Consider the following 14858-nt stretch of genomic DNA (forward strand, 5'->3'; position numbering starts at 1 on the left):
AGCTGTGACTTTGACAATCAATGTGCTTTTCTCCGCCCGCCCTGCCCTTTGGCCAATCTACGAGCCACTGCTGCTTCGGAATCTAAGCGATGCCGGGCTGGATTTCACTCTAAACACACAATTCGACCCTGCCGAAGTCGACTATGTTGTGTATGCCCCCAATGGAGGTTTGCAGGATTTCACCCCGATGACACGCCTCAAGGCGGTTCTGAGCTTATGGGCAGGTGTCGAGACTATCGTGGGAAACAAAACCCTGACGGTGCCGTTGGTGCGGATGGTCGATCATGGCTTGACGCAGGGGATGACAGAATGGGTTGTCGGCCACGTCTTACGGTATCACCTTGGCATGGATGCCCACATTCATGGCCTGAACGGGGACTGGCTGCAGAAGGTTCCGCCACTGGCACAGGATCGTACCGTCTGTATTCTTGGCCTTGGCGCCTTGGGCGAGGCCGCGGCACGAGCGCTGGTGGCCTTGAATTTCGACGTCACCGGTTGGTCTCGTACACTCAAGGAGTTCCCTGGAATCCGTTGTTTCAGCGGAACGGAAGGATTGCATCAGGCGCTTTCGACCGCCGAGATAGCCGTTCTGCTTATGCCGGACACGCCCGCGACGGAAAACACCCTGAATGCGGAAACACTGGCGCTGATGCCCAAGGGCGCCCGGATCATCAATCCCGGCCGCGGCCCGTTGATTGACGACAATGCATTGCTGGCAGCGCTGGACACGGACCAAATCGGTCATGCCACACTTGATGTTTTCCGAACCGAGCCACTGCCCAAGGACCATCCCTATTGGTCACATTCCAAAGTCACAGTAACGCCGCATATCGCCTCGGAAACCCGCCCGGCGACAGCCGCTCAGGTGATCGTCGACAACATCCGTCGCAGCGAATCCGGCGAACCGTTGCTGCATCTGGTGGATCGCGAGGCGGGATACTGACCTCCCGCCCTTTTCTTTTCGTGCAAAACACGGTCGCCAGAGGCGAAATCTGCGCGTTCAGGCAGCGATCAATCCACGCCCCTTGAGCAGGGCATCGACACCCGGCATGCGGCCACGGAACGCCAGATACAACTCTTCTGCCTCTTTCGACCCACCAGTCGACAGAATGTTGTCTTCCAGTGCCTTTGCCTGCTCCCGGTCAAATGCGCCGCCCGCTTCTTCGAAAGCTGAGAATGCGTCCGCATCCATTACCTCGGACCACATGTAGCTGTAATACCCCGAGCTGTATCCGTCCCCTGCAAAGACATGGGCAAAATGCGGCGTGGCGTGGCGCATGCCGATTGCATGAGGCATCCCGAGTTCCGCCAGAACCTCGGCTTGTTTCGCCATCGGGTCGGCTGGGGCCACGCCGTCGTGAAAGGCCAGATCGACAAGCGCAGATGCCACATATTCGACCGTCTGAAAGCCCTGATCAAAATTCGCGGCTTCCAGGACCTTTTTCAGCATCTCGGGCGGCATCGGTTCACCGGTTTCGGCATGGGTCGCGAATTCAGACAGAACTTCGGGCACTTCCAGCCAGTGCTCATAAAGCTGGCTGGGCAATTCCACGAAATCCCGCGCGACCGACGTTCCCGAAATGCTCTCATAGGTCACATTCGACAAGATCTGGTGCAAGGCATGGCCGAATTCGTGAAACAGCGTGCGTGCATCGTCATAGGACAAGAGGGCCGGATCGCCTTTGGCGAAGTTGCAGACATTGATGACCACAGGCGCTTGCGTTTTGGGGAATATCGCCTGTTGCCGCATCGCGCTACACCACGCGCCCGACCGTTTCGAGCCCCGCGCGAAATAATCCCCGATGAACACCGCGATGTGTTGCCCGCCCCGCGTCACTTCCCATGCGCGGCAATCGGGATGATAGAGTGGGACGTCCAGCGGGCGAAATTCCAGACCGAACAGGCGGTTCGCGCAAGCAAACGCGGCCTCGATCATCCGATCGAGTTGCAGATATGGCTTGAGCGCGGCCTCATCCAGATCATGTTCGGCCTTGCGCCGCTTTTCCGCGTAATAGCGCCAGTCCCACGGCTCTAGCTCTCCATTGATTCCGTCGGCCTGCATCATGTCGGTCAACACCTTGGTATCCGCCTCGGCCCGCGCCTTGGCCGGCTCCCAAACCTGCATCAGCAAGTCACGCACACGCTCGGGTGTGCGGGCCATCTCGGTTTCCAGCTTGTAGGCCGCGAAGTTGTCATATCCGAGCAACCGGGCGCGTTCTTCGCGCAGCTTTAGGATCTCGGTCGCAAGAGCCCGGTTGTCGGTTTCCCCGCCATTGGCCCCGCGAGCGACCCAAGCGCGATAAGCCCTCTCGCGCAGATCGCGGCGCGGTGTGAACTGCAGGAAGGGCGCGATCAGAGACCGCGACAAAGTGACGACCGGTCCTTCCACGTTTTTTTCCTTGCCCGCCTCACGTGCAGCACTGACGACAAATTTCGGCAATCCTTCGAGATCGTTTTCGGAAAGCGGCATGAACCAGTCGCGCTCATCCGCCAGAAGGTTTTGGGTAAAGGCCGTACCAAGTTCGGCAAGCCGGGACTTGATTGCCTTCATCCGAACGTCATCCGCACCTTCCAACGCGGCCCCTGCCCGGATAAAGCCGCGATGGGTCAGCATCAGAACCCGCTGTTGTTCGTCGGTCAGGTTCAACTCGTCCCGCTGATCCCATACGGCGGCCACACGACGAAACAACGTCTTGTTTGACGAAATCTCGGAAAAATGCGCAGCCAGCCTGGGTGAAAAGGCCCGCTGCAACTCTTCGCGTTTCGGGTTGCTGTCCGCCCCGGCAACGGTGAAAAACACGCCGAGCACCTTGTCGACAAGATCCCCAGCCGCCTCTAGCGCCTCGACCGTGTTGGTAAAACTCGGCGCTTCTGGGTCGGAGGCAATTGCTCCGATCTCGGCCTTGTGGGCGGCCAGAGCCTGCTCAAGCGCGGGTTCGAAATCGTCATCTTTGATGTCGTCAAAGGGGGCGATTTCGAATGGGGTCTGCCAGTCGGCAAGGATCGGGTTGGTCATGAATGTCTCCTTTGCTGGTCAAGCTAGGTTCGCGCGTCGGATTGGTCCAGAGGTGCGACACTCAAAACAGCACGCATTGTCATATGTCCGGTTGCGATACAGCTGCAACAAAAGCAGGTTGATCCAAACGGGAGATACGACATGACCAGAACCGACCGACACCGCGGCCCCATGACTACTGCCATTCACGCTGGCGAAAGGCCGGACGCGGCCACAGGCGCTTCGGCCCCGGCACTGCACATGAGCTCGACCTTCGTGACCGATCAGGTGGCGGGGTTCTCGGCTCATGATCTGGAAGAAGGAACCGGGGGATATCTGTATTCCCGCTGGAACAACCCCACTGTCGCAATGCTGGAAGCCAAGATTGCCGCCATGCAAGGAACCGAGTCCTGCCTGTGTCTGGCATCGGGCATGGCCGCCGCATCGGCCATTTTCTTCACGTTCCTCTCGGCAGGGGACCATATTGTCATCTCGGATGTCTCTTATGCCGGAGTAGCGGAACTGGCACGCGACACACTGCCCCGGATGGGAATCGAGGTGACGGCAGTGAACATGTCCGATCTGGAAGCCGTCGCAGCAGCTATCCGTCCAGACACGAAACTGATCCACACTGAAACCCCGGTCAATCCGATCGGGCGGCTGACCGATCTGGCGGCCGTTTCGCAACTCGCCAAGGGAGCAAATGCATTGCTGAGCTGCGACGCTACATTTGCTTCACCCTTGGGCATGGATGCGGCAGGACTGGGCGTCGATCTGGTGATGCACTCGATCACGAAATATATAGGCGGACATGGCGACGCAGTCGGTGGCGCGGTGGCCGGGTCTGCCGATCTGATCGGACGCATGCGCGCCGAGGCAGCCATTCACCATGGCAGCGTATTGTCGCCCTTCAACGCATGGCTGATCGCACGAGGGGCGGCAACCCTTCCACTGCGAATGAAGGCGCACCAAATGGGCGCACAGGCTGTTGCGGAATGGCTGGATACCGATCCGCGCGTGACCAAAGTGATCTACCCCGGCCTTCCGTCGCACCCGCAGGCGGAACTGGCCGCACGACAGATGCGCAACATGTCAGGCATGATCTCGTTCCAGGTTGGGGATGCCGCCACTGGGCGGCGCATGGCACAACAGATGATCGACCGGTTGGAAGTGATCCATTATGCGGTATCTCTGGGCCATCACCGGTCGCTGATTTTCTGGATGGAAACAGCAGGTCTGATGGAGACATCATTCCGTCTTGAGGGCGCGCAATTGGAGGCCTATAGCGCCTATGCCGGCGACGGAGTCTTTCGCCTGTCGGTGGGATTGGAAGATACCGAGGATCTGATTGCGGACCTTGATCGCGCACTGGGGTAGGATAAGGGTTCGCCCGTCAGTCGCTTGACCCGCAAACCGGACAATCGGCGCGCTTGCCAAGCGTGATCTTGCGGGATTCGCCGTAAAGCGCGTCATAGATCAGCATCTCGCCGATCAAGGGGGCACCTGCCCCGGTGATCAGTTTGACTGCTTCCACCGCCATCATTGACCCGACAACCCCCGGTAACGGCCCGATTACACCGGCTTCGGAACACGACGGAGCAAGGCCGGCAGCCGGAGCTGCGGGGAAGATGCACTGATAGCAAGGACCGTTTTTCGCGGGGTGGAATACGCTAAGTTGCCCCTCCCACTGTGCCAGCGCCCCCGAGATCAGAGGCTTGCCCAGCGCCACTGCGGTGCGATTGGCCAGATATCGGGTGTCAAAATTGTCGGTGCCATCGAGGATAAGATCATAGTCGCCAAACAGCTCCTGCGCGATCTCTTCGGTCAGGCGGCGATGATAGGGGCGCACAACGACATTGGGATTTTGCGCCTCCATCGCGGATTGTGCGGAAAACACCTTGGGCGTTCCGATATCGGCGTCCCTGTGGATCACCTGGCGTTGCAGGTTGGCATTCTCGACCACATCGTCATCGATCACGCCTATGGTTCCCACCCCGGCAGCCGCAAGGTATTGCAACGCGGGTGCGCCCAGCCCCCCGGCACCAATCACAAGAACTTTGGCGTGTTTCAGTTTTTTCTGCCCGGGTCCGCCAAGTTCGCGCAAAACAATGTGGCGGGCATAGCGCTCCAGTTCACTGTCGGAAAACTTGCCCTGTGGCACCGGTGTCTCCTCTGAGGGGTTCGCAGCAGCCCTCCTGTGCAATACCGAAAGAAGGCGGGCATAGACAAGCGCCAGAACAACCATCCCACCCAGAATGAGCCAAAGCGCCGGCGACTTTCCTGTCGCTTCGCGCAAACCATGGCCGTCCGGCAAAAGGAATTGTATCAGCAAAACGCCGGTGAACAGGATGCCAACCGGGATCAGCCGCGCCGTGCGTGACACCCCCATAGCGAAACCAAGCCCCCACAACGCGGCGGCAACAACCAGAACCAAAAGCATCAGCCGCGCCCCGTCGACCCAAAGCCGCCTGCACCGCGCGTGGTATCCGACAGCGCCTCGGCCAACTCAAAACGCGCCTGCAGCACCGGGGCCACCACCAGTTGCGCGATCCTGTCGCCATGGGCGATCTCGAACCGTTCCTGCCCGGCGTTCAGAACGATTACGCCAAGTGGCCCGCGATAGTCGCTGTCGATAGTACCCGGCGTATTGGGCAGGGTGATCCCATGCTTGAGTGCCAGCCCCGATCGTGGCCGCACCTGCACCTCGAATCCTTCGGGTATCTCGATCCTCAAACCCGTCGGCACCAACGCACGCTGCCCCGGCTCCAGCGTGATGACGCCCCGGTCGGGCAGATTGGCGCGGACATCGGCACCCGCGGCGCCCACTGTTTCGTATGACGGCAACGCCACATCGGGATCAGCGCCTTCGTCCCGGATCACACGGATTGCCACCATTTCCACGCCCCTCGCTATTTCGCTTCAAATTGGTCACTCAAGGCAAACTCACTCGGTCAGTGCCGCCGCTATCCGTTGAGCCAGTTGTACCGCAACCGCGTCCTTGCCCATCCGTGGCCATTCCTCGGCCCCTGCGTCCGTGATCAGAACAACAGCGTTTTCGGTTCCCCCCATGATCCCGGTTGCGGGGCTGACATCGTTTGCCACGATCCAGTCGCACCCCTTGCGAGCCCGTTTGGCGGTTGCGTGCTCGATCACATTATCGGTTTCCGCAGCAAATCCCACAACCAGTCCGGGTCTGCCCGTCTGCATCTGCGATACGCGTTTGAGGATGTCGGGATTCTCGGCAAAGTCCAGAACCGGTAATCCATCGCGGCTTTTCTTCAACTTGCGGTCCGAGGCGCTTGCCATCCTCCAATCCGCCACTGCCGCAGCAAAAACTCCGGCATCAACTGGCAAGGCTGCGTCCACCGCCTCCGACATCTCCTGCGCCGTCTGAACCCGTATCACCTGAACCCCAGCGGGCGGCGGAACCTCGGCAGGACCAGTCACGAAAACCACCTCGGCCCCCAAAGCCGCCAGCGCCCGTGCGACGGCTGTTCCCTGCGCCCCAGAAGATCGGTTGGCGATGTATCGAACGGGGTCGATCGGTTCGTGCGTCGGCCCGGACGTCACCAGTATCCGCTTGCCCATTAGAGGGCCGTTGCCCAGCGCCTGATCGATTGCGGACACGATCTCCATCGGCTCCGCCATGCGACCCGGCCCGTATTCGCCGCAGGCCATGTCGCCTTCGTTCGGACCGACGAAACTGATCCCGTCCGCAGCGAGGAGCGACCGGTTGCGTTGTGTCGCGGGATGGCCCCACATACGCACGTTCATCGCGGGAGCCAACAAGACCGGCGTGTCTGTCGCCATCAGAAGGGTCGAGGCCAGATCGTTCGCCAGACCCGCCGCCATCTTGGCCATCAAATCTGCAGTCACTGGAGCAACAACCACCAAATCGGCTGAGCGGGACAGCTGAATATGGCCCATCTCGGCCTCATCCGTCAGATCGAACAAATCGCCATAGACTTTCTCGCCAGCCAAAGCCGAAACCGACAACGGGGTTACGAATTCTTCACCGGCCTTTGTAAGCACCGGTGTCACTGACGCACCTCGCTCACGAAGACGCCGGATCAGGTCGAGCGACTTATAGGCAGCAATCCCGCCCCCGATGATCAGCAAGATACGTTTCGACGCCAGCATTCCCAGCCTCTCTCACAATCCGGACGGCCCTGACATTAGGCAAGAGCCTTGGCATGTGCCAGCGGATAATCAGTGCAAGCCTAGTCCTCTTTCCGGAAAACCTCGCAAGGGTCGTCACGCTTTGCCGCCGGGCTGTCGATCACTGCATCAAACGTGCCGCCTATCACCCCGTCTTCGGATTGTCCCAACGCAAACACGCGCAGTCCCGGCTCCATCCTGCTCAGAAATATGGGAATTCCCTGATCTTTGCGGGCGTGCCCGTTGCCGGTGATGACGGCAACCGGACCTCCGGTTTCCTCGATTGCCCTCAAGATCGCCCTCGTCAGAACTGCATCTCGCAGGCGCTGAATTGCAACAAGGTTTGGCAGCATCTCGGGCGGCATCGCATCGCAATGGACCGCCTGCTGATCGGCTTCGCGGGCCGCTTGTTCATCGGCTGGCAAAGGTATCGTCAAACCATATCGTGCGGCGTCCGCGCCCATGGCCGCCACCACGCCACTTTCCATCGCAGCCTGAGCGGCCTGTCGCGGAACCAGTCCGCCATAGACCGGCGCCCCCGCCGAAGCCTTGAACACGGGGAGGTACATTGACAGCGGCGGCCAGCCGAGTTCAGCCCATTTCAGCGTTGTCGCCAACCGCTCAGGGTCAGACACCGCCTGTGCCGTGACCCGCCCCGCGCCTTCTTCGGTCAGCATTTCCCAGACTACCGCCTTGGGTTTGATCGCCGCGACGGCTTCGGCTTGACGCAGATGATGGTGCCGGTTGTCGTGGGTTTCGCCAAGCAGAACAACGTCGGCCTGCTGCATCTGTTCCAGCACGTCCGCCGGAATTGAATCAGACGCCAAAGCCGCCCCAAACGGAGCGGTCAGAAATGCCACACAGGCACCAATCAGAATCGAAATATGTCTCATGCGAGGAAGTGTTGCACCTCGCGCGATTGCGCTTCAAGGCACTTGCGCATCTTGGCAAAGGCTGCGGCTTCCAATTGTCGCACGCGCTCTTTGGACAAGTTCAATTCCTGCCCAAGACTTTCAAGCGTGCGCGCCGGTTCGCGCAACTTGCGTTCGCGCACTATGAACCGCTCGCGCTCGTTCAGATCCTGCATCGCAGTTACAAGCCATTCACGCAATTGTCGGGTATCGTGTCTGTTTTCAACCGCTTCCGCCGCCTGTTCGCGTTCATCTTCCAGCGTGTCTATCCACTCGCGCCCCTCGTCTTCAGCGGACTGCACGGCGTTCAGAGAGAAATCCGAACCCGACAGCCGCCCCTCCATCATCTCGACATCGCGAAGGGGAACGCCGATCTCGGCCGCGATCAACTGATGCAACTGGTGTTTGTCCAGCGCAACACCATCGTTCACCGCTTCCCGTTCCAGCCGCGCCTGAACCCGCCGCATGTTGAAGAACAGGGATTTTTGTGACGAAGTAGACCCGGTACGCACCATCGACCAGTTGCGCATGACATAGTCCTGAATGCTGGCTTTGATCCACCAGACCGCATAGGTGGAAAAGCGTACGCCACGGTCAGGATCGAATTTGTCGGCGGCCTTCATCAGACCAAGCCCGGCCTCCTGGATCAGGTCATTCATCGGCGCGCCATAACGTTTGAACTTTGCAGCCATCGAAATGGCCAACCGCATGTAGGCATTGATCAAGCGGTGCAGCGCCTCAACATCCCGTTCGTCGCGCCAAGCATAAGCCAGACGCAGTTCCGTTTCGGCGTCCAGAAGTTCCGCCTTCATGGCCTGTCTGGAAATCGACAGTTCTTGCGGGTTGTCCAGTGCCATGCATCTCTCCCAATTTGCAGGCTCGGGGTTGGTCTTGTCATGCTTTGATACGGTCGATACGCAGGACAAAACCAAGTGGATCACTAGAAAGGTAATAAAAGTGCATCCCAGTTTAACCTTAATTCTTGGAGGCGCAGCTTCGGGGAAATCAGCATTTTCCGAGCAACTCGTTGTTTCAACTAAGAAAACTCGCGTTTATTTCGCCACATCACAAGTGTTTGATGAAGAGATGCGCCTAAAAATTGAGCAACATATTGCACAACGCGGCGATGGCTGGACCACAATCGAATCTCCCTTGGATCTGGAACCCCACCTTTCCAAGCTGACTTCAGATCAGGTCTGCCTGATTGACTGCGCGACCATGTGGCTCACAAACCACCTGCTTGCCGAAAACGATCTGGAACAGGCAACGGCGAACCTTCAGGTCGCTTTGCGAAACTGTGCTGCACAGGTAGTCATCGTCAGCAATGAAGTCGGTCAAGGCATCGTGCCCGACAACGCGCTGGCGCGGCGGTTCCGGGAAGCGCAAGGGCGGCTCAACATCGCCTTGGCCGCGCAGGCCGATCTGGTGGTTCAGGTCACCGCAGGATTACCTACGGTCTTGAAAGGGCGATTGCCGTGACCCGGTTGCACCTCGTTCGCCACGGCCCGACCCACGCCAAAACAATGGTCGGCTGGTCCGACCTTCCCGCCGACTTGAGTGATCACGCGGCAATTGCGCGTCTGGCCGCGCATCTTCCCCAAGACGCCCTGGTGATTTCCTCCGACTTATCCCGCGCTGCTGATACCGCGAGCGCCATTCAGGGCCCACGACGACGGTTACCGCATCATGCCGGTCTTCGGGAGATCAATTTCGGTACCTGGGAGTTGCGATCACATACCGAGATCGAAGCCGAAGACCCCCATCTGGCCCGCGCGTATTGGGACTTTCCGGGCGATGTTCGCCCTCCGCAGGGAGAAAGCTGGAACGAGGTACGTGCGCGGGTGGACAATACCATCGATGCGTTGATTTCAACCCATCGGGCGCGCGATCTGATCATCGTGGCCCATTTTGGCGTCATACTCAGTCAGGTGCAGCGCGCATTGGAGATCAATGCAGAAGAGGCTTTTGGCCACCGGATCGACAACCTGTCCGTCACAGAGATCATCAGGTTGGACACCGGATGGTCGGTAGGGCGGATCAATCACCTGCCGTGATGACGCCACTCACAAATGATCGTTTTCTGATCGTTGAAACCACGAATAACGTCAACGCATGACATATGATCTTTTCATCGGTGACCGGCTGTTTTCCAGTTGGTCCCTTCGCGGATGGTTGATGCTTGAGAAATTCGGTATCCCCTATCGCTCGCACATTGTTGGCCTTTATTCCGGCACTATGGCCGCGGATATGCAGCCGCTGGCCCCTGCCCGACTTGTCCCGGCTCTTCGATTGCCGGATGGAACGATAGTAGGGGAAAGCCTGGCCATAGCAGAGACACTGGCCGAAAATCATCCGGATGCGGGCCTTTGGCCAGATGATCCGGCTGCGCGCGCCACGGCCCGGTGGCTTTGCGCTGAAATGGCAGCCGGATTTCATACGCTGCGAAGTGAATGCCCAATGCAGCTGAAGCATTGCTTCAAGGGCTTCGTGCCGTCGTCTGGAACCTTAGCGGACGTGGATCGCGTTCAGACACTTTGGGCGCATGCCCGTTCGGTATCTGGCTGCGATTCCGGCCCCTTGTTCGGCAACTATTCGTTGGCGGATGTATTCTATACTCCGGTAGCCGCGCGCATCATTGGATATGGCCTGCCGGTTTCGGCTGGCAATCGTGAGTATTGCCTCGAACTGCTCAAGGATATCTCTTTGCGGCAATGGCGCGCGATGGGGCTTACGGTTCGATATGAGCCATTTCCCTATTCCAAGGATCTGCCGACCGAATCATGGCCCGTTGGGGGTGAATTGCAGGCCAACACCGTTGAAACCGGCCCCCCGATCAACTCGGTTTGCCCTTATTCCGGCAAACCTGTGACGCATTTCCTTGAGCTGGAAGGGAAGCGATGGGGCTTTTGCAATCGCTTTTGCCGCGACAAAACCGTCGCCGATCCACACGCCTGGCCCAAATTCGTGGACATGGTCGGTCGTCAGTCATGGTAGGAATTAACCATTCGTAAACTCAAATGACGCTAGCAATCTCCTGTTAACCATGAGCAGGGGAAATATGGTCGCCCGCGCCCACACCGTTGCGTTTCAAGGCGTCGAGGCCCGCCCGGTCGAGGTGCAATGTGCCGTCACGCCGGGTCTGCCCGCGTTTTCCATCGTCGGGCTGCCGGACAAAGCGGTCTCCGAAGCCCGTGACCGGGTGCGCAGCGCGCTTAGTTCGATGGCCATTGCGTTGCCGTCCAAGCGGGTGACGATCAACCTGTCACCCGCCGACCTGCCCAAGGAAGGCAGCCATTTCGACCTGCCAATCGCCATGGCGCTTTTGGCCGCGCTGGAAATCATCCCACACGATGCGGTCGAGGGCGCGGTGGCGTTGGGTGAGTTGTCGCTGGACGGCGCACTGATGCCGGTCGTCGGAGCCCTGCCCGCCGCCATGACTGCCGCCGAACATGACCGCATTCTGCTTTGCCCCCGCGCCTCCAGCGCCGAGGCAGCCTGGGTTGGGGCCACGCAGGTGATTGGGGCAGATACCTTGGGCGCGGTCGTCCGGCACTTTTCCGGCCAGTCACCCTTGCCCGAGGCCCAACCGGGAGAGGTTGACTTGTCTCCCTGTCCCCGCGACCTGCGCGACGTGAAAGGACAGGAACGGGCTAAACGTGCGCTTGAGATCGCCGCCGCCGGGCGGCACCATCTGATCATGATCGGCACGCCCGGCTCGGGAAAATCCATGCTTGCCGCACGCATTCCTGGCATACTACCGCCATTGACCGCCGCCGAGGCGCTGGAAACCTCGATGATCCAGTCGTTGTGCGGACTACTGGATGAGGGTGGGATCAGCCGGACCCGCCCCTTTCGGGAACCGCACCATACCGCTTCGATGGCCGCCATCGTTGGTGGTGGCAAAGGGGCGAAACCGGGCGAGATTTCGCTGGCCCATAACGGCGTTCTGTTCATGGATGAGTTTCCAGAGTTTCCGCGCACCGTTCTGGAGACCCTGCGCCAGCCAATCGAAACCGGCGAGGTCATGGTTGCACGTGCCAATGCGCACGTGAAGTATCCCTGTCGTTTCATGCTGGTGGCCGCCGCGAACCCATGCAAGTGCGGGTATCTGACCGATCCCGGTCGGGCCTGTGTCCGTGCGCCTAATTGCGGCGACGATTATCTGGGGCGCATCTCCGGCCCACTGATGGACCGCTTTGATTTGAGGATGGAAGTGCCACCGGTCGGGTTCACGGATCTCGATCTGCCGCCTTCGGGTGACAGTTCCGCTACCGTGGCCATTCGGGTCGCGGCCGCGCGCGAGGTGCAGGCTCAGCGCTTTCGCGACCATCCACGGATCAGGCAGAACGCCGATGTCGAAGGCAAGACTCTGGAACAGATCGCTACGCCCGATACCGAAGGCAAGGAACTGCTGTTGAAAGCGGCCGACCGCTTCGGCCTGTCGGCGCGCGCATATCACCGCATCCTACGTGTTGCGCGCACCATTGCCGATCTGGAAGGCACAGAGGATGTGCGCCGCCCCCATGTGGCCGAGGCGCTGAGTTTTCGGATCAGCGCCAAGGTAACTGCCTAGATTTTTGCCTCTATCGCCAGCCAGATCTTCTCGGCGATGTTGACGCCGTTGAAACGCTCCAACTCCTGAATTCCGGTGGGAGAGGTCACGTTGATCTCGGTCAGATATTCGCCGATCACGTCGATTCCTACGAAAACCTGGCCCTTTTCTTTCAGCAAAGGCCCGATAGCCGCGCAGATTTCCAGGTCACGTTCTGAAAGGCCGATTTTTTCCGGGCGACCGCCCACATGCATGTTCGACCGGGTCTCGCCTTCGGCGGGAACACGGTTGATTGCGCCAACTGCCTCGCCATCGACCAGAATCACCCGCTTGTCTCCATTGCGGACATCCGGCAGGAATTTCTGCACGATCAATGGCTCGCGCGAGAATCCGGTGAACAGTTCATGCAGCGAAGAGAGGTTGCGGTCATTCTCATCCAACCGGAACACGCCTGCACCGCCGTTACCATAAAGCGGTTTCAGGATGATGTCGCCATGCTTGGCCTTGAACGCCTTGATTGTCTGCAGGTCGCGCGCAATCGTTGTGGGTGGCGTCAGGTTAGGAAAATCCAGAACCAGAAGCTTTTCGGGATAGTTCCGAACCCAGAACGGATCGTTCACCACCAGCGTTTTCCCCTTGAGCCGGTCCAACAAATGCGTCGACGTGATGTAATGCATGTCGAATGGCGGATCCTGTCGCAGCCAGACCACGTCATAGTCGCCCAGATCGACCTCACGCTCGGGTCCCAACACCGCCGGATTTCCGGCAACACGCTGTATCGTCATGTCATGACCACGTGCGGTGATCCGACCTTCCTGATAGGCAAGATGGTCAGGCCCATAGAAAAACAGATCATGCCCGCGTGCCTGTGCCTCTTCAGCCAGACGGAACGAACTGTCCGCATTTATGTTCACGGCCCCGATCGGGTCCATCTGAAAGGCGATTTTCATGACGCGTCCCTCATTTCCACGCCAGATACATGGCGCAGCATGCAGGGGGGTGCAATGGCGTTCAGATCAAACCAAACGCGTTTTCGAGAATTTGAAAGCGCCCCGCCACATCGACAAGGGCCACGTCGAATCGCGCATTGGTCAACTGTCCGTCTGGTTCGCGTGCCAAAAACTCTTCGGCTGACGCGGCAATCCGCGCCATCTGCCGACGACCCAGGGATTCGGCGGCGCGATCGAAACTGTCGCTTTTTTTGACTTCGATGAAAACGATTCCATCGCCGTTCCGAGCGATCAGGTCTATTTCACCCCCGGCTCCGCGCCAGCGTCGTTGCAGAATTGTGAACCCACGCTTCTGATAGTCCGACGCGATGCGATCTTCGGCGGCCAGCCCGGAGTGATAGGCTATCGACCCACGCACCGATTTGTTCCGCATTTCACCCTTTTCCCAGTTTCAACGCCTTTTGGTACAGAGGACGCCGTGGCAGGTCGTACATCCTTGCAACCAGATCCGCCGCGTCCCGAACTGAATGCGTTTCTAATGCAGTCCTCAATGCCTCTTCTACGTCCAACTCGCTAATGCTTTGTGAACGCGGCCGGTCGACCAGCACCACGATCTCTCCCTTGACCGACGCCCCTTTGTAAGCGTCCGCAAGTTCGATCAGTGGTCCGCGCCGGATCTCCTCGAATTTCTTGGTCAACTCCCGACACACAGCCGCAGGGCGGTCGCCGCCCAACGTCTCGGACATATCCGTCAAACTTGCCGCAATCCGTTTGGGAGATTCGTAGAACACAAGCGTTCCGGGAACATCGCGCAGGGCCTCAAGTCGCGCCTGCCGCGCGCCCGATGCATTGGGCAAGAAACCTGCGAAAAAGAAGGCGTCGGTCGGCAGCCCTGCGAGTGTTAGCGCAGTCAACACCGCAGACGGACCGGGCGCGCATGTGACGGTGTGACCGGCCTCGGTGGCCTGACGCCCCAGATCGTACCCCGGATCGGCGATCAAGGGCATGCCTGCCTCGGAGGCATAGGCGACCGATGAACCTTGGGACAGTGCCTCCAGCAATTTTTCGCGTGCTGCCGCTCCACTGTGGTCGTGATAAGCCAGTATCCGCCGCCCGTCCAACGGAACCCCGTGAATTTCCATCAGGCGGCGTAGGCTGCGAGTATCCTCTGCCGCGATCACGTCCGCCGATGCCAGAACGTCCAGCGCCCGAAGCGTGATGTCTCGGGCCGTGCCGATCGGCGTTGCGATAAAGTACAGTCCGGGCGTCAATCTGGTCTTTTGGAAATTCAA

The 14858-nt window shown here is 59.4% G+C and carries 15 protein-coding genes; 6 read left to right on the forward strand and 9 right to left on the reverse strand.

The genetic code is table 11. The features are described 5' to 3' along the window. Positions 1 to 10: 10 nt before the first annotated feature. Positions 11 to 943, forward strand: a complete 933-nt coding sequence (locus AC2FMY_RS09485; protein WP_480751782.1) for a 2-hydroxyacid dehydrogenase — start codon at positions 11 to 13, stop codon at positions 941 to 943. Between the two features lie 57 nt (positions 944 to 1000). Here AC2FMY_RS09485 and AC2FMY_RS09490 read toward each other — a convergent pair whose 3' ends face one another. Beyond that, complete coding sequence (locus AC2FMY_RS09490) at positions 1001 to 3016, reverse strand: M3 family metallopeptidase (RefSeq protein ID WP_496747985.1); 2016 nt, start codon at positions 3014 to 3016, stop codon at positions 1001 to 1003. Between the two features lie 141 nt (positions 3017 to 3157). On the opposite strand from AC2FMY_RS09490, the gene AC2FMY_RS09495 reads away from it, so the two are divergent. Continuing rightward, the gene (locus tag AC2FMY_RS09495) at positions 3158 to 4372 is read left to right on the forward strand and encodes a trans-sulfuration enzyme family protein (RefSeq protein WP_496747987.1); all 1215 of its coding nucleotides are present in this window, start codon (positions 3158 to 3160) and stop codon (positions 4370 to 4372) included. Between the two features lie 16 nt (positions 4373 to 4388). On the opposite strand, the gene AC2FMY_RS09500 is transcribed toward AC2FMY_RS09495, so the two are convergent. The 5 genes from AC2FMY_RS09500 to AC2FMY_RS09520 form a co-directional block, all read right to left on the reverse strand. After that, the gene (locus AC2FMY_RS09500; RefSeq protein ID WP_480751778.1) at positions 4389 to 5435 is read right to left on the reverse strand and encodes a HesA/MoeB/ThiF family protein; all 1047 of its coding nucleotides are present in this window, start codon (positions 5433 to 5435) and stop codon (positions 4389 to 4391) included. Beyond that, positions 5435 to 5890 (reverse strand): dUTP diphosphatase, encoded by a 456-nt coding sequence (gene dut / locus AC2FMY_RS09505; RefSeq protein ID WP_480751776.1) that lies wholly within the window; start codon positions 5888 to 5890, stop codon positions 5435 to 5437. Before dut ends, AC2FMY_RS09500 begins: the two co-directional genes overlap by 1 nt. 48 nt (positions 5891 to 5938) lie before the next feature. Beyond that, on the reverse strand, positions 5939 to 7135 hold the full coding sequence (gene coaBC, locus AC2FMY_RS09510) for a bifunctional phosphopantothenoylcysteine decarboxylase/phosphopantothenate--cysteine ligase CoaBC (protein WP_480751774.1): 1197 nt from the start codon (positions 7133 to 7135) through the stop codon (positions 5939 to 5941). An 80-nt stretch (positions 7136 to 7215) separates the two neighbouring features. Next, positions 7216 to 8046 carry a ChaN family lipoprotein gene (locus AC2FMY_RS09515; protein WP_496807310.1) on the reverse strand — a complete coding sequence of 277 codons (831 nt, stop codon included), beginning with the start codon at positions 8044 to 8046 and terminating at the stop codon, positions 7216 to 7218. After that, entirely contained in the window at positions 8043 to 8921 is an 879-nt protein-coding gene (locus AC2FMY_RS09520; protein WP_496747990.1) for an RNA polymerase factor sigma-32, read from the reverse strand. Before AC2FMY_RS09520 ends, AC2FMY_RS09515 begins: the two co-directional genes overlap by 4 nt. 100 nt (positions 8922 to 9021) lie before the next feature. Here AC2FMY_RS09520 and cobU point away from each other — a divergent pair, with 100 nt between their 5' ends. From cobU to AC2FMY_RS09540, 4 genes are all read left to right on the forward strand, one after another. Continuing rightward, the gene (gene cobU, locus AC2FMY_RS09525) at positions 9022 to 9543 is read left to right on the forward strand and encodes a bifunctional adenosylcobinamide kinase/adenosylcobinamide-phosphate guanylyltransferase (RefSeq protein WP_496747995.1); all 522 of its coding nucleotides are present in this window, start codon (positions 9022 to 9024) and stop codon (positions 9541 to 9543) included. After that, complete coding sequence (locus tag AC2FMY_RS09530; protein WP_480751770.1) at positions 9540 to 10118, forward strand: histidine phosphatase family protein; 579 nt, start codon at positions 9540 to 9542, stop codon at positions 10116 to 10118. Before cobU ends, AC2FMY_RS09530 begins: the two co-directional genes overlap by 4 nt. A gap of 58 nt (positions 10119 to 10176) precedes the next feature. Further along, positions 10177 to 11058 carry a glutathione S-transferase N-terminal domain-containing protein gene (locus AC2FMY_RS09535; RefSeq protein WP_496807311.1) on the forward strand — a complete coding sequence of 294 codons (882 nt, stop codon included), beginning with the start codon at positions 10177 to 10179 and terminating at the stop codon, positions 11056 to 11058. 64 nt (positions 11059 to 11122) lie between these two features. Continuing rightward, positions 11123 to 12637, forward strand: a complete 1515-nt coding sequence (locus tag AC2FMY_RS09540; protein ID WP_496807322.1) for a YifB family Mg chelatase-like AAA ATPase — start codon at positions 11123 to 11125, stop codon at positions 12635 to 12637. Here the strand turns inward: AC2FMY_RS09540 and gshB are convergent. The 3 genes from gshB to rsmI all read right to left on the reverse strand — a co-directional run bounded on the left by gshB (position 12634) and on the right by rsmI (position 14858). Further along, complete coding sequence (gshB, locus tag AC2FMY_RS09545; protein WP_480751764.1) at positions 12634 to 13566, reverse strand: glutathione synthase; 933 nt, start codon at positions 13564 to 13566, stop codon at positions 12634 to 12636. The two genes, AC2FMY_RS09540 and gshB, sit on opposite strands and share 4 nt — an antisense overlap. A 61-nt stretch (positions 13567 to 13627) precedes the next feature. Then, entirely contained in the window at positions 13628 to 13999 is a 372-nt protein-coding gene (locus AC2FMY_RS09550; protein WP_496807312.1) for a YraN family protein, read from the reverse strand. Between the two features lies 1 nt (position 14000). Continuing rightward, positions 14001 to 14858, reverse strand: a complete 858-nt coding sequence (rsmI, locus tag AC2FMY_RS09555) for a 16S rRNA (cytidine(1402)-2'-O)-methyltransferase (RefSeq protein ID WP_496807313.1) — start codon at positions 14856 to 14858, stop codon at positions 14001 to 14003.

It is taken from the genome of Ruegeria sp. YKSE079, assembly GCF_059612845.1.

Bases quoted from the DNA above. Each gene is read 5' to 3' on its own strand.
- AC2FMY_RS09490 (WP_496747985.1), bottom strand. From the start codon at position 3,016: ATGACCAACCCGATCCTTGCCGACTGGCAGACCCCATTCGAAATCGCC.
- AC2FMY_RS09495 (WP_496747987.1), top strand. From the start codon at position 3,158: ATGACCAGAACCGACCGACACCGCGGCCCCATGACTACTGCCATTCAC.
- AC2FMY_RS09500 (WP_480751778.1), bottom strand. From the start codon at position 5,435: ATGCTTTTGGTTCTGGTTGTTGCCGCCGCGTTGTGGGGGCTTGGTTTC.
- dut (WP_480751776.1), bottom strand. From the start codon at position 5,890: ATGGTGGCAATCCGTGTGATCCGGGACGAAGGCGCTGATCCCGATGTG.
- coaBC (WP_480751774.1), bottom strand. From the start codon at position 7,135: ATGCTGGCGTCGAAACGTATCTTGCTGATCATCGGGGGCGGGATTGCT.
- AC2FMY_RS09515 (WP_496807310.1), bottom strand. From the start codon at position 8,046: ATGAGACATATTTCGATTCTGATTGGTGCCTGTGTGGCATTTCTGACC.
- AC2FMY_RS09520 (WP_496747990.1), bottom strand. From the start codon at position 8,921: ATGGCACTGGACAACCCGCAAGAACTGTCGATTTCCAGACAGGCCATG.
- AC2FMY_RS09535 (WP_496807311.1), top strand. From the start codon at position 10,177: ATGACATATGATCTTTTCATCGGTGACCGGCTGTTTTCCAGTTGGTCC.
- AC2FMY_RS09540 (WP_496807322.1), top strand. From the start codon at position 11,123: ATGGTCGCCCGCGCCCACACCGTTGCGTTTCAAGGCGTCGAGGCCCGC.
- gshB (WP_480751764.1), bottom strand. From the start codon at position 13,566: ATGAAAATCGCCTTTCAGATGGACCCGATCGGGGCCGTGAACATAAAT.
- AC2FMY_RS09550 (WP_496807312.1), bottom strand. From the start codon at position 13,999: ATGCGGAACAAATCGGTGCGTGGGTCGATAGCCTATCACTCCGGGCTG.